The organism is Streptomyces sp. NPDC005774 (assembly GCF_042871645.1).
Taxonomy (GTDB): Bacteria; Actinomycetota; Actinomycetes; order Streptomycetales; family Streptomycetaceae; genus Streptomyces; species Streptomyces pratens.
On sequence record NZ_JBIAIV010000001.1, the window covers coordinates 447,251 to 461,060 of the forward strand.

At 71.8% G+C, this 13,810-nt stretch carries 13 protein-coding genes; 5 read left to right on the forward strand and 8 right to left on the reverse strand.

The genetic code is table 11. From position 1 onward, the window contains the following. The first annotated feature begins 256 nt into the window (after positions 1-256). Positions 257-1,009 (forward strand): SigE family RNA polymerase sigma factor, encoded by a 753-nt coding sequence (locus ACFYQA_RS02060; RefSeq protein WP_386395168.1) that lies wholly within the window; start codon positions 257-259, stop codon positions 1,007-1,009. Positions 1,010-1,318: 309 nt separating this feature from the next. Here ACFYQA_RS02060 and ACFYQA_RS02065 read toward each other — a convergent pair whose 3' ends face one another. Next, on the reverse strand, positions 1,319-1,996 hold the full coding sequence (locus tag ACFYQA_RS02065) for a uridine kinase (protein ID WP_388910195.1): 678 nt from the start codon (positions 1,994-1,996) through the stop codon (positions 1,319-1,321). 142 nt (positions 1,997-2,138) lie between these two features. Between ACFYQA_RS02065 and ACFYQA_RS02070 the strand changes: the two genes are divergently transcribed. Then, positions 2,139-2,546, forward strand: coding sequence for a hypothetical protein (locus tag ACFYQA_RS02070; RefSeq protein WP_388910198.1), 408 nt, complete (start codon positions 2,139-2,141; stop codon positions 2,544-2,546). 103 nt (positions 2,547-2,649) lie between these two features. Here the strand turns inward: ACFYQA_RS02070 and ACFYQA_RS02075 are convergent, their stop codons facing one another. From ACFYQA_RS02075 to deoC, 3 genes are read right to left on the reverse strand one after another with little or no spacing between them, the layout of a single operon-like run. Next, positions 2,650-3,615, reverse strand: coding sequence for an aldehyde dehydrogenase family protein (locus ACFYQA_RS02075; protein ID WP_388910201.1), 966 nt, complete (start codon positions 3,613-3,615; stop codon positions 2,650-2,652). Next, positions 3,608-5,203: an aldehyde dehydrogenase family protein gene (locus ACFYQA_RS02080; RefSeq protein ID WP_388910204.1), complete on the reverse strand. Its 1,596-nt coding sequence runs from the start codon at positions 5,201-5,203 to the stop codon at positions 3,608-3,610. The genes ACFYQA_RS02075 and ACFYQA_RS02080 overlap by 8 nt, the downstream gene beginning before the upstream one ends. A 5-nt stretch (positions 5,204-5,208) precedes the next feature. Then, on the reverse strand, positions 5,209-6,207 hold the full coding sequence (deoC, locus tag ACFYQA_RS02085) for a deoxyribose-phosphate aldolase (protein ID WP_388910207.1): 999 nt from the start codon (positions 6,205-6,207) through the stop codon (positions 5,209-5,211). 137 nt (positions 6,208-6,344) lie between these two features. On the opposite strand from deoC, the gene ACFYQA_RS02090 reads away from it, so the two are divergent. After that, entirely contained in the window at positions 6,345-7,223 is an 879-nt protein-coding gene (locus ACFYQA_RS02090; protein WP_388910210.1) for a PH domain-containing protein, read from the forward strand. A 134-nt stretch (positions 7,224-7,357) separates the two neighbouring features. Here the strand turns inward: ACFYQA_RS02090 and ACFYQA_RS02095 are convergent, their stop codons facing one another. The 3 genes from ACFYQA_RS02095 to ACFYQA_RS02105 form a co-directional block, all read right to left on the reverse strand. Further along, the gene (locus ACFYQA_RS02095; RefSeq protein WP_388910217.1) at positions 7,358-9,010 is read right to left on the reverse strand and encodes a phospho-sugar mutase; all 1,653 of its coding nucleotides are present in this window, start codon (positions 9,008-9,010) and stop codon (positions 7,358-7,360) included. A gap of 136 nt (positions 9,011-9,146) precedes the next feature. Beyond that, positions 9,147-9,971 carry a purine-nucleoside phosphorylase gene (locus tag ACFYQA_RS02100; protein ID WP_388910220.1) on the reverse strand — a complete coding sequence of 275 codons (825 nt, stop codon included), beginning with the start codon at positions 9,969-9,971 and terminating at the stop codon, positions 9,147-9,149. Positions 9,972-10,192: 221 nt separating this feature from the next. Further along, positions 10,193-10,762, reverse strand: a complete 570-nt coding sequence (locus ACFYQA_RS02105; RefSeq protein WP_388910223.1) for a gamma-glutamylcyclotransferase — start codon at positions 10,760-10,762, stop codon at positions 10,193-10,195. A gap of 98 nt (positions 10,763-10,860) precedes the next feature. Here ACFYQA_RS02105 and ACFYQA_RS02110 point away from each other — a divergent pair, with 98 nt between their 5' ends. Both ACFYQA_RS02110 and ACFYQA_RS02115 read left to right on the forward strand, forming a co-directional pair. Further along, positions 10,861-12,309: an NAD(P)H-quinone dehydrogenase gene (locus ACFYQA_RS02110; RefSeq protein ID WP_388910226.1), complete on the forward strand. Its 1,449-nt coding sequence runs from the start codon at positions 10,861-10,863 to the stop codon at positions 12,307-12,309. 210 nt (positions 12,310-12,519) lie between these two features. Continuing rightward, a complete protein-coding gene (locus tag ACFYQA_RS02115; RefSeq protein ID WP_388910229.1) occupies positions 12,520-13,482 on the forward strand; it encodes a DeoR/GlpR family DNA-binding transcription regulator in 963 nt (320 codons plus the stop codon). A 130-nt stretch (positions 13,483-13,612) separates the two neighbouring features. Here the strand turns inward: ACFYQA_RS02115 and ACFYQA_RS02120 are convergent. Further along, positions 13,613-13,810: acetyl-CoA carboxylase biotin carboxyl carrier protein subunit (locus tag ACFYQA_RS02120; RefSeq protein WP_388910232.1), on the reverse strand; the 198-nt coding region annotated here is incomplete at its 5' end.

A 13,810-nucleotide genomic window follows, 5' to 3' on the forward strand; every position in this document is an offset into this window, starting at 1 on the left:
GGCCCATGGAGGGCTCCCTGTCCGACCCGTGGGGGCAGATGCCCGTTGGGACCGGATAAGAGCGGCTACGTGCACCGACGCGTGTGAAGAAGGTGTGGGCGGCGACGGCTCCGCGCCACGGACGGCTCCTGTGACAGGCCTGTGACAGTCGGCGGACACGGCGATGAAGTCGCCCGGGCAAGATTTTCGTCATCAGCAGGACAGCGAGCGGCACCGCAAGGCGAACACACCGGAAGTCCACGACGGGGGGCGCGAGATGAACACGCTGCACGGCATCAGCACCAGCGCAGTTGTCACGCGTCTGCACGACGTGCACCGGGGTGGCGAGAAGGCCGGTGCCGCGACCAAACGGGGGTGCGGTCGCGGCACCGGGCGTCACACCGGCTTCATGACGGTGATCGACGCGCCCACGGGGGGCACGGGGAACACGGGGGAAACGCACGGGGGAAACGCGTACGGGGAGGAGCAGGGGGAGCGCCGTTCGCTGTCGGAGGTGGAATTCACCACCTACGTCCAGGAGCGACGTGCCTCCCTGTACGCGACCGCCTATCACCTGACCGGCGACCGCTTCGAGGCCGAGGACCTGCTGCAGAGCGCCCTGTTCTCGACCTACCGGGCGTGGGACCGGATCAGTGACAAGGCCGCGGTCGGCGGATACCTCCGCCGCACCATGACCAACCTGCACATCAGCGCGTGGCGCCGCCGCAAGCTGAACGAATACCCGACCGAGGAACTGCCGGAGACGGTGGGCGACACGGACGCGATGCGGGGCACCGAGCTGCGCGCGGTGCTGTGGCAGGCGCTGGCCCGGCTGCCGGAGCTCCAGCGCACCATGCTGGTCCTGCGCTACTACGAGGGCCGTACGGACCCGGAGATCGCGGACATCCTCGGCATCAGTGTCGGCACGGTGAAGTCGAGCATCTGGCGGTCGCTCCGCCGGCTGCGCGGCGACGAGGTTCTCAGCTTCGGCCGTGACGAGGAGGACGCCTTCGGCGAGTTGGTCGCCTGAAGGTACGGGGGGAGCACGGGGGAAACGGGGGCACGGGGGAGACGGGAAACCGAGGGGATCGGGGGATCCCAGGGGAACCGGGTGAATGCGGGGGAACAAGTAACGGGGGACGCGAGGACGTCGGGGGACGTCACCGCGGAGCGGGGGAGCCGCAAGGGATCCGGGGGGAGCCCGAGGGGACAAGGGGATACGGGGGAGCACAGGGGAGCGGGACCGGAAGGCCGGGGGGCCTTCCGGTCCCGCTTCTGTGTGTGCGGTGGGTCGCGCGCGGCGGGTCGTGTGCGGTGGGTCGGGCCGGCGCGGTGTGGGCTACGCCGACTGTGCGGGCGTACGCGGCGCGGGCGTATGAGCCGCGGCCGTACCGGTTTCGGCCCGCCCGCTGCCGCCCTGCGCGGCCGCCAGGCGGGTCAGTGCCTCGTCGCGATCGCAGGCGTGGGCGCCGAGCGCGGTCTGGCGGGCGACGATCGACCGCTCCAGCCGCATCAGCCGCCAGCCGCGGCGCAGCAGGAGCGGCACGGACTTACGGCCCTCCCTGAGGTCCCGCAGGAAGCGGCGACGGAAGGTCTTCACCGGACCCCGGCTCAGGCACAGCGCGTCGGCCAGGAGGCCCAGTTCGCCGCAGCGCGTGACGATCTCCGCGGCGAAGATGCCCTCCGCGATGAACAGCGGGGCGGTGCCGAAGTCCACGTGCGACGTGCCCGTACGGGCACTCAGGCCGATGTCGTAGACGGGCACATCTGTGCGACCCGTACGGCACAGCCGGTCGATCGCGGCGACGGCGGCGTCCGCGTCCCAGGAGTCGGGGTGGTCCCAGTCGATGTCGGAACTGCCCGCCACGAGGGGCAGGGACGGGTCGTCACCCTCCTTGTAGAAATCGTCGAGCCGCAGCACGGGCAGGCCGGAGCGGACCGAGAGGAGGGACTTGCCGGAGCCGGAGGGGCCGCAGAGCAGCACGACACGCGCGAAGAAGGGCGACTGGGAACTCACGGGACACCAGTCTGAGGCATCGAACGGGTGTTGTACGACCGTGCGGGTCCGTTTTGAGGCGCGTACCACATCTCAACTACGCTGCGCACCTACCCGGTTACTTGCTGGGAGTGATCGGCGAAGGCAAGAGGTGGAAGCAGCGATGGCCCGACACGCAGCACCCCGGAAGCCGGCCGCCCGGCGCGCCCTGGTCGCCCTGGCGGCCGCGGGAGTGGCCCTGGGGGCGAGCGCGACGACGGCGGCAGCGGTGGACTCGGAGGCATCCCAGGAGCCGCGCACCACGCGTCCCGCGTCGCTCGGCGCCGTCGACCCGCAGGCCGGTGTCCAGCCCCTGACGGGCACGGTCGGCCATGTCGCGGGCCCGGTCTCCGGTCTGAAGCCCAACCCGCTGGCCGGTACGGGCGTCGACCCGCTCGACAACGGCGTCGGCACTCAGGTCGCCGACTTCAAGCCGGTGTCCTCCCAGGACCTGACCGGCCCGGTGGCCCAGGCGGAGTCGGTCGACGGCGTTCCGGTGGCCGGGCAGGCGACCGGAATGCTGGGCGGCTGAGCCACGGCGTGTTCACCGGCAACATACGGAATACCCGGAGCATCCGGAGAGCCGCGCCCCTCCCGGACGGGGCGCGGCTCTCCGGGCTGCGGCGGCTTCTCCGTCAGTAGGCGGAGCCCGAGGCGCCCAGCGAACCCGTCGGGTGCCAGACCGTCTTGGTCTCCAGGAACGCCGTCATGCGGTCGGTGCCCGGCGTCACCGTCCAGTTGTCCACAGGCTGTGGACGCAGTACGCGCTTGAGGTTGTCGGCCGCGGCGATCTCCAGTTCCTTCGCGAGCGCCTCGTCGGCGCCCGCCAGGTCGATCGCGTTGACGTCCTGGTGCGCGGCCAGCGGCGCGGCGATCTCCGCCGTACGGCCGGACAGGATGTTGACCACACCGCCGGGCACGTCGGAGGTGGCCAGGACCTCGCCGAGCGACAGCGCGGGCAGCGGGGACTTCTCCGAGGCCACCACGACCGCCGTGTTGCCCGTGGCGATCACCGGGGCGATCACCGAGACCAGGCCCAGGAAGGACGACTCCTGGGGCGCCAGGACCGTGACCACGCCGGTCGGTTCGGGGGAGGACAGGTTGAAGAACGGGCCCGCGACCGGGTTCCCGCCGCCGACCACCTGGGCGATCTTGTCGGTCCAGCCCGCGTACCAGACCCAGCGGTCGACCGCCGCGTCCACCTGCGCCGCGGCCTCTGCCCTGGACAGGCCTTCCGCGTCGGCGACCTCCGCGGTGAACTGCTCCCGGCGGCCCTCCAGCATCTCCGCGACACGGTAGAGGACCTGACCGCGGTTGTACGCCGTCGCCCCCGACCAGCCGCCGAACGCCTTGCGGGCGGCGACCACCGCGTCACGGGCGTCCTTGCGGGACGACATCGGGGCGTTCGCCAGCCAGTTGCCCCTTGAATCCGTCACCTCGAACACCCGGCCGCTCTCGGAACGCGGGAACTTCCCGCCGACGTACAGCTTGTAGGTCTTGAAGACGCTCAGCCGCCGCTGCTCGGTCCCGCCGGCCGTGTCGGCTGTTTCGGTCGTGTCGGCCGTGTCGGTCTTCACGTTCTTGCCGGTCTTCTCAGACATCGAGGTACGCCTCCAGGCCGTGGCGGCCGCCCTCGCGGCCGAATCCCGACTCCTTGTAGCCGCCGAACGGCGAGGTGGGATCGAACTTGTTGAACGTGTTGGACCAGACGACACCCGCGCGGAGCTTGTTCGCCACGGCCAGGATGCGGGAGCCCTTCTCCGTCCAGATGCCCGCCGACAGGCCGTACGGCGTGTTGTTGGCCTTGGCGACGGCCTCGTCCGGGGTGCGGAAGGTGAGGACGGACAGCACCGGGCCGAAGATCTCGTCCCGCGCGACCGTGTGCGCCTGGGTGACGCCGGTGAACAGCGTCGGCGCGAACCAGTAGCCGTTCTCGGGGAGTTCGCAGGCCGCCGACCAGCGCTCGGCGCCCTCCGCCTCGCCCTGTTCGACGAGCGAGGTGATCCGCGCGAGCTGCTCCTCGGAGTTGATCGCGCCGATGTCGGTGTTCTTGTCCAGCGGGTCGCCCAGGCGCAGGGTGGAGAGCCTGCGCTTGAGGGAGTCGAGCAGCTCGTCGTGGATCGACTCCTGGACCAGCAGGCGGGAGCCCGCGCAGCAGACCTGGCCCTGGTTGAAGAAGATGCCGTTCACGATGCCCTCGACGGCCTGGTCGATCGGGGCGTCGTCGAAGACGATGTTGGCGCCCTTGCCGCCGAGTTCGAGCGTGAGCTTCTTGCGCGTTCCGGCGACGGTCCGCGCGATCTGCTTGCCGACCGCCGTGGAGCCGGTGAAGGCGACCTTGTTCACGTCCGGGTGGGCGACCAGGGCGGCGCCCGCGTCGCCGTATCCGGGAAGGATGTTGACGACGCCCCGGGGCAGGCCCGCCTGGCGGCAGACGTCCGCGAAGAACAGGGCGGAGAGGGGAGTGGTCTCGGCCGGCTTGAGGACGACCGTGTTGCCGGTGGCGAGCGCCGGGGCGATCTTCCACGCGAGCATGAGGAGGGGGAAGTTCCAGGGGATGACCTGGCCGGCCACGCCCAGCGGCTTCGGGTCCGCACCGAACCCGGCGTGCCCGAGCTTGTCTGCCCACCCCGCGTAGTAGAAGAAGTGCGCGGCGACCAGGGGCAGGTCGGCGTCCCGCGTCTCCTTGATCGGCTTGCCGTTGTCCAGCGTCTCCAGGACGGCCAGCTCGCGGCTGCGCTCCTGGATGATCCGGGCGATGCGGAACAGGTACTTGGCCCGCTCGGCGCCCGGCAGCGCCGACCAGGCCGCGAAGGCCTTCCCGGCCGCCTTCACCGCACGGTCCACGTCCGCCTCACCGGCCTGCGCGACCTCGGAGAGGACCTCCTCGGTGGCGGGGCTGACGGTCTTGAAGACCCGGCCGTCGGCCGCCTCGGTGAACTCGCCGTCGATGAACAGGCCGTAGGACGGGGCGATGTCGACGACCGCGCGGGACTCGGGCGCCGGTGCGTACTCGAACGCGGACGGCCGCTTCGGCGTGGCGTGCCTGGTCTGTGTGGCCTGCAAGGTCTGTGTGGCCGTTGCGCTCTGCGTGGTCCGGGTTGCCGACATGGCGGCGGCGGTGGTCCCGTCGGCCTCGGCGGCCGCCTCGACGGCTGCCTGCCTGGTCTTCTTGGTCTTCTTGGTCATGGTGATCAGTCCACCGTCACGTAGTCGGGGCCGGAGTAGCGGCCGGTGGCCAGCTTCTGGCGCTGCATCAGCAGGTCGTTCAGAAGCGAGGAGGCGCCGAAGCGGAACCAGTGGTTGTCCAGCCAGTCCTCGCCGACGGTCTCGTTGACCAGGACGAGGAACTTGATCGCGTCCTTGGTGGTGCGGATACCGCCGGCCGGCTTCACACCGACCTGGACCCCGGTCTGCGCGCGGAAGTCGCGGACCGCCTCCAGCATCAGGAGCGTGTTCGCGGGCGTGGCGTTCACCGCCACCTTGCCGGTCGAGGTCTTGATGAAGTCCGCGCCGGCCAGCATGCCGAGCCAGCTCGCCCGGCGGATGTTGTCGTACGTCGACAGCTCGCCCGTCTCGAAGATGACCTTCAGCCGGGCGCTCGTCCCGCAGGTCTCCTTCACGGCGGTGATCTCGTCGAACACCTTCCGGTAGTTCCCCGCGAGGAACGCGCCGCGGTCGATGACCATGTCGATCTCGTCGGCACCGGCGGCGACGGCCTCCCGGACGTCGGCCAGCTTGACGGTGAGCGGGGCGCGGCCGGCCGGGAAGGCGGTCGCGACGGAGGCGACCTTGACCGTGGAGCCGGCGACGGCCTCCTTGGCCGTGGCCACCATGTCGGGGTAGACGCAGACCGCGGCCGCGGCGGGGGCCGTACGGTCGGACGGGTCGGGGCGGACCGCCTTCGCGCCGAGCGCCCGGACCTTGCCCGGGGTGTCCGCGCCTTCCAGCGTCGTCAGGTCGACCATCGAGATGGCGAGGTCGATGGCGTACGCCTTCGCGGTCGTCTTGATCGAGCGGGTGCCGAGAGAGGCGGCACGCGCCTCCAGACCGACCGCGTCGACGCCGGGCAGTCCGTGCAGGAAGCGGCGCAGCGCGCTGTCGGACGCGGTGACGTCACTCAGCGCGGCGGGAGCACCGCCCCGCTCGGGTGCCGGTGAGGGCTGGGGGGAGGTGGGTGCAGTGGAGGACATGGTCACCAGCCGAGCATATCTACGCGCGTAGCGGCTGTACAGCCCCTCGGCCGGTTCAGGAAACAGGTGCGGGCCCCGCCCCTGTCCCCGCCCACCGCCTGCCTGCGCGGATGTGGGCGTCGGGCAGAATCGGGGGCATGACGACCCCCGAGCCTCAGCCGTCCGACCGGGAGCCCGCCGAGCCTGCCCAGTCCACCGAACCCGCCGAGTCCGCCGGCTCCGCCACCTCCTCCGAACCGTCGGAGTCTTCGGCGGCGTCGGAGTCCCCGGAGGCTTCGGAACCCGCGGACTCTCCGGCAGCGGCTTCAGCGGCTTCAGCGGCTTCAGCGGCGTCGGAGGGATCGTCGGCGGCGGAGGGCCCGGCGGCGTCGGAGCCCAAGTACGCCGACCGGGTCTACCGGTCGACCTCGGGGTTCGTCGGCGGCGTGCTGATCCTTGGGCTCGCCTGCTGGCTCGGTGTCGACGCCGTGGTCGTCGGTGAGGGCGACACCCCGTGGCTGGCGCTCGCCGCGCTGCTGTTCCTCGTGCCCCTGGTGGCCGCCTACACCCTGGTCCCCGCGGTGTACGCCAACGAGGACCGGCTGCGCGTCCGCAACCCCTTCCGCACGATCACGCTGCCCTGGGGGCAGGTGGTCTCGCTGCGCTCCGGCTACACCAACGAGGTCTTCTCGGACGAGGGCGGCAAGTACCAGCTGTGGGCCCTGCCCGTGTCGCTGCGGGCCCGCAAGCGGGCGTCACGGCGGGACCTGCGGGCCACGGAGGGCCGGGGGCGGGGTGCCGAGGCCTCCCTGGGAGGGGGCGCGGCCCGGCGCGGGAGTTCCGCCGCGGGCGTCTCGGACCGGCCGGTCGAGCGGGCGCAGACCGACCGCTCGATGGACGAACTGCGTGAGCTGCACGAGAGCCGTGGGAGCGAGGCGAGCGCGCAGGGCGAGGTGAGCGTGCGGTGGGCCTACGAGATCATCGCCCCCTCGGTGACCGGCGCCGTGCTGCTGGCGGTCCTGCTGGGGCTCGGCTGAGGGACCTCGACCGACCGAGGGGCGGTACGACGGGAGGGGCTGCCGGATCCGGCAGCCCCTCCCGGTGCTTTTCCGCGTGCTTTCCCGCGCGTTCTCCGGCGCGTTCCCCGGCGTGTGGTCCCCACGCCGGTCGCTCAGATGCCGGCCGCCGCCTTCAGGTCCCGCTTGATCGCGGTCAGCAGGGCCGCCGCCTCGGTGCGGGCCGCGGGAAGGTCGTCCCGGGCGGTGACCGGGACGACGACCTCCAGGTAGCACTTCAGCTTGGGCTCCGTACCGCTCGGGCGGACGATGACGCGGGCGCCCCGGAGGGTGTAGCGCAGGCCGTCGGTGGGCGGCAGGGTGTCCGTGCCCCGGGTCAGGTCCTCGGCCTCGGTGACCGGCAGGCCGGCCAGTTCGGCCGGGGGGTTCTCGCGCAGCCGGCGCATCGCGTCCGCGATGAGGGAGAGGTCCTCGACGCGGACGGAGAGCTGGTCGGTGGCGTGCAGGCCGTGGGTCACGGCGAGGTCGTCGAGGAGGTCCAGGAGGGTACGGCCCTCCTCCTTCAGCCCGGAGGCCAGCTCGGCGAGGAGCAGGGCGGCCGTGATGCCGTCCTTGTCGCGTACGCCGTCCGGGTCGACGCAGTAGCCCAGCGCCTCCTCGTAGCCGTAGCGCAGGCCCTCGACCCTGGCGATCCACTTGAAGCCGGTCAGCGTCTCCTCGTGCGGCAGACCCGCCTGCTCGGCGATGCGGGCGAGGAGGGTCGACGAGACGATCGACTCGGCGAACGTGCCGGTCGCCCCGCGGCGGACCAGATGGGCGGCGAGCAGTGCCCCCACCTCGTCGCCGCGCAGCATGCGCCAGCCCCCGTCGGCGTCGCCGCCCCCGGCGGTGTCCCTGACGGCCGCGGCACAGCGGTCGGCGTCCGGGTCGTTGGCGATGACCAGGTCCGGCTCCGCCTCGCGGGCCGCCGCGAAGGCCAGGTCCATCGCCCCGGGCTCCTCCGGGTTGGGGAACGCGACGGTGGGGAAGTCCGGATCGGGCTCGGCCTGCTCGGCGACCAGGACCGGCTCGGGGAAACCGGCCCGCGCGAAGGCGGCGAGCAGGACGTCCTTGCCGACGCCGTGCATCGCCGTGTAGACCGTGCGGGCGGTACGGGGGGAGTCCTTGGCCAGGATCGCGTCCGTGCGGGCGAGGTAGGCGTCCAGGACGGAGTCGTCCAGGGTCTCCCAGCCGGCGTCGGGGCGGGGTACGTCGTTCAGGGACCCGACGGCCGCGATCTCGGCGGCGATCTCCGCGTCGGCCGGGGGGACGATCTGGGAGCCGTCGCCGAGGTACACCTTGTAGCCGTTGTCGCGGGGCGGGTTGTGACTGGCGGTGACCTCGACCCCGGCGACCGCGCCGAGGTGCCGTATGGCGAAGGCGAGCACCGGTGTGGGCAGGGGCCGGGGCAGGACGGCGGCCCGGAGCCCGGCGCCCGTCATGACGGCGGCGGTGTCGCGGGCGAAGTCCGCCGACTTGTGGCGGGCGTCGTAACCGATCACGACGAGGCCGCCGGTGTGCCCGTGCCGCTTGAGGTACGCGGCGAGGCCGGCGGCGGCGCGGATGACGACGGTGCGGTTCATCCGCCGGGGGCCGGCACCCAGTTCGCCGCGCAGGCCCGCGGTGCCGAACTGGAGGGTGCCGCTGAAACGGGCGGTGAGTTCGGTGACGTCGTCGGCGTCGAGGAGCGCCGCGAGTTCCGCGCGGGTCTCGGGGTCGGGGTCCTCGGCGAGCCAGGTGCGGGCGCGAGTGGTCAGGTCGTCGTGCACGTGTCGGTCAGCCTCTCGAATGGTTCGTTGTGTCGTCCCGCCCCGCGAAGGGGCCCCGGGCGCAGGGCCCGGTACGGGTCCTGCACAAGGGCCCGGGGAAGGGGTCCTGCCGGAGGGGGTCCCGTGAGGGATTCCCCTACAGGCGGCCCAGTACCTGGGTCAGGAGGGTGCCCATCCGGGTGGCCGAGTCGCGGCCCGCCTGGAGGACCTCCTCGTGGTTGAGGGGTTCACCGGTCATACCGGCGGCGAGGTTGGTGACCAGGGAGATGCCGAGCACCTCGGCGCCCGCCTCCCGCGCCGCGATGGCCTCGAGCACCGTCGACATGCCCACGAGGTCCGCCCCGATCACCCGCGCCATGCGGATCTCCGCCGGGGTCTCGTAGTGCGGGCCGGGGAACTGGGCGTAGACGCCCTCCTCCAGGCTCGCGTCGATCTCCTTGCACAGGGCCCGCAGCCGCGGGGAGTACAGGTCGGTGAGGTCGACGAAGTTGGCACCGACGATGGGGGAGGTGGCGGTGAGGTTGATGTGGTCGCTGATCAGGACCGGCTGGCCGGGGCGCATGCCCTCGCGCAGACCGCCGCAGCCGTTGGTCAGGACGACCGTCTTGGTTCCGGCGGCGACGGCGGTGCGGACGCCGTGCGCGACGGAGGCCACGCCGCGGCCCTCGTAGTAGTGGGTGCGGCCCAGGAAGACCAGGGCGCGCTTGGTGCCGATGCGGTAGGACCGGATCGTGCCCCCGTGGCCCTCGACCGCGGGCGGCGGGAAACCGGGCAGCTCGGTGACCGGGAACTCGGCGTCGGGGGTGCCGAGGGCGTCCACGGCCGGTGCCCAGCCGGAGCCCATCACGAGGGCGACGTCGTGGGTCTCGGCGCCCGTGAGCTCGCGCAGGCGCGCGGCTGCGGCGTCGGCTGCGGCGTGGGGGTCGCCCTGGATGTCGTCCGGAAGAAGAGAAGCGTTCACGCGGATGAGAGTAGCCGGTGTTCGCCTACGCGCGTAGATGTCGTAGCTCACGGGCTTGCGATCGTTGTCCTGTCGTTTCCGGCGAGCAGGCGGGGAACGGACCGGCTCCGGCACCCACCGTCGCGCGGGCGGCGTCATGGGGGAAGCGTCTGCGGGTGGGGTTCCCACGGGCTGGTCCCCACGGGCTGGTGCGCGAGGCAGCTCCGCGTGAGTGCCTGCGCTCAGCAGGGGCGCTTGCGCAGTTCCATCACGTAGTCGTGGGGCGCGCCCGCGGATTCCGCCGCGTCGGCGACCTGGCCCAGGTAGCGGGCCGAGGGCAGACCGCCCTCGTAGGTGTTCAGGACGTAGGTCCAGGCGGATTCCTCGCCGTCCAGGGTGTGCACGCGGACACGGGTGCGCCGGTATATGTCCAGGCTCGTGCCCTCCCAGCGGTCCATGGACTCCTCGTCCATGGGGGCGATGTCGTACAGCGCGACGAAGACCTGTGCGAAGTGGTCCTCGACGATCGTCGCGAGCGCCCCGGTCCCGCTCTCCTTCGGACTTCCGGTCCCGGTCCCGGTCCCGCTCCCGCTCCCGATCCCGGCCTCGATTCCTGTCCCGGTTCCGTCCTCGGCGGACAGGCCGCCGTCCGGCCCGTCCGGCCCGTCCGGCCAGGGCAGACCCCAGGTGTCGCCCCCGAAGGTCAGCCGCCACCCGTTCAGCCATCCGGTGGCGCGCAGCGGCGAATGCGGGGCGCGGCGGGACATCAGCCGCGCGTCGAGGTTGCCGGCGTACGCGGCGTAGAGCGACATGGTGGAGAGCGTACGGCAGCCGTACCGCGGGCCACTCCGGTAACAAGGGAGCCACGGCCGGACCCCCGGGGCGGTCGCACGGTGAAGTGTGCGGGACAATGGAGTACGTGACTCGGATCGTGATCATCGGTGGCGGACCCGGCGGATACGAAGCGGCGCTGGTCGCCGCTCAGCTCGGCGCGGAGGTGACCGTCGTCGACCGCGACGGCCTGGGTGGCGCGTCGGTGCTCACCGACTGCGTGCCGTCCAAGACCCTGATCGCCACGGCCGAGGTGATGACCACCTTCGACTCCTCCTACGAGGAACTGGGCATCATCGTCGCCGACGACACCCCGCACATCGAGCAGGCCGCCCGGGTGGTGGGCGTGGACCTGGGCAAGGTGAACCGCCGTGTGAAGCGGCTGGCCCTGGCCCAGTCGCACGACATCACCGCCTCCGTGACGCGGGCCGGCGCGCGGGTGCTGCGCGGCCGCGGACGGCTCGAGGGCATGCAGGCCCTGGACGGATCGCGCAAGGTCGTCGTCCAGGCCGCCGACGGGACCGAGGAGACGCTGACCGCCGACGCGGTGCTCATCGCCACCGGCGGCCACCCGCGTGAGCTGGCCGACGCCAGGCCGGACGGCGAGCGCATCCTGAACTGGACCCAGGTGTACGACCTGAACGAGCTCCCCGAGGAGCTCATCGTGGTCGGTTCCGGTGTGACCGGTGCCGAGTTCGCCGGCGCGTACCAGGCGCTGGGCTCGAAGGTCACGCTCGTGTCGTCGCGCGACCGGGTGCTGCCGGGTGAGGACCCGGACGCCGCCGTGGTGCTGGAGGACGTCTTCCGCCGCCGCGGGATGAACGTCATGGCGCGCTCGCGCGCCCAGTCCGCCAAACGGGTCGGGGACCGGGTGGAGGTGACGCTCGCGGACGGGCGGGTCATCACCGGGTCGCACTGCCTGATGGCGGTGGGCGCCGTCCCGAACTCCGCGGGCATGGGGCTCGAGGAGGCCGGGGTCAGGCTGCGCGACTCGGGGCACATCTGGACCGACCGGGTCTCCCGCACCGGCGCCCCCGGCGTGTACGCGGCAGGTGACGTCACCGGGGTCTTCGCGCTGGCGTCGGTGGCGGCGATGCAGGGGCGCATCGCCATGTACCACTTCCTGGGCGACGCGGTCGCCCCGCTGAACCTGAAGACCGTCTCGTCGAACGTGTTCACCGACCCCGAGATCGCCACCGTCGGCTACACCCAGGCCGACGTCGACGCGGGCAGGATCGACGCGCGCGTCGTGAAGCTGCCGCTGCTGCGCAACCCCCGCGCGAAGATGCAGGGCATCCGCGACGGGTTCGTCAAGATCTTCTGCCGGCCGGGCACCGAGATCGTGGTGGGCGGCGTCGTGGTCGCACCGCGCGCCTCGGAGCTGATCCACCCCATCTCGCTCGCGGTCGACAACAACCTGACGGTCGAACAGATCGCGAACGCCTTCACCGTGTATCCCTCGTTGTCGGGTTCGATCGCCGAGGTGGCACGGCAGTTGCACACGCGGAAGATGCCCGGGGAAGCCTGACGGGCCCGGCCCGGCCCCGTCGACGTCTCGTCGACCCGCCGTCAACTCCTTGTTCATCATAGGGAGTTGCGGGACGTGCGCGCGGTATGAGCGGCGCAACCAGGCCATCACTTGGCGCTTATACCACTTGACGGTCGGGTGTGCGAACAACTTCTGCTATTCAGCGCAAAGTGCTGAAACCAGACGGTCGCTGGAGTTACTGTCAGTTTCGTGTTCGCTGCAGAACGTCGCCAATTGATCCTCGAAATGGTGCGAGCGAACGGGGCCGTGTCGCTCCGTGAACTCGCCCGCGTCGTCCAGACCTCCGAAGTGACCGTACGGCGGGACGTGCGCGCGCTGGAGGCAGAAGGACTCCTCGACCGCCGGCATGGCGGTGCGGTACTGCCGGGTGGTTTCACGCGAGAGTCCGGCTTCCCGCAGAAGTCCCATCTCGCGACCGCCGAGAAGACCGCCATCGCCGACCTCGCCGCGAGTTTCGTGGAGGAGGGCGAGGCCGTCGTGGTCGGTGCGGGCACCACCACGCAGGAGCTGGCGCGTCGGCTGGCCCGGGTGCCCGGGCTGACCGTCGTCACCAACTCCCTGCTCGTGGCCCAGGTGTTGGCGCACGCCAACCGGGTCGAGGTCGTGATGACCGGCGGCACGCTGCGCGGTTCGAACTACGCTCTCGTCGGCAGCGGTGCCGAACAGTCCCTCCAGGGGTTGCGGGTGTCCAGGGCCTTCCTCTCCGGCAGCGGGCTGACCGCCGAGCGCGGGCTGTCCACGTCCAACATGCTGTCGGCCTCCGTCGACCGGGCGCTGGTGCAGGCCGCCGCGGAGGTGGTGGTCCTCGCCGACCACGGCAAGCTCGGCATGGACACCATGTTCCAGACCGTGCCCACGGACCTCATCACCCGCCTGGTGACGGACGAGCCGCCCGCGCACGACGACCGCGCGGGCACCGAGTTGCAGGCACTCGCCGACCAGGGCGTCCAGATCGCCGTGGCCGGAGCGCCGGGAGGCACCGCGGGCCCGGGGGGTGACGGGGCCCCGGCACGTCAGCAGCAGCGCCGGGAGATGCCGCTGCCGGGGCCCCGTCGACAGGGTCCGGGACTGCGGTCGGCGGTGGGCCTGGGAGCGGCCGAGCAGGCCCAGAACACGGAGCGGGCACGGGTCGCGGACCTGCGCAGGCGGTGAGCACCCGGCAGTCCGTGGACATGTGGTGGCCCGTGGGCACGCGATAGCCGCGTAGACCTGAGGTGGCCCGTACGTACAAGGCGCCCGGCGGACCAGGTAGGTCCGCCGGGCGCCTGAAGCGTCGTACGGGTCAGTCCTTGATTTCGCAGATGGTCGCGCCGGACGTGACGGACGCGCCGACCTGTGTGCCGAGGCCCTTGACGGTGCCGGAGCGGTGGGCGTTGAGGGGCTGCTCCATCTTCATGGCCTCCAGGACGACGACGAGGTCGCCTTCCTTGACCTCCTGGCCCTCCTCCACCGCGATCTTGACGATGGTGCCCTGCATCGG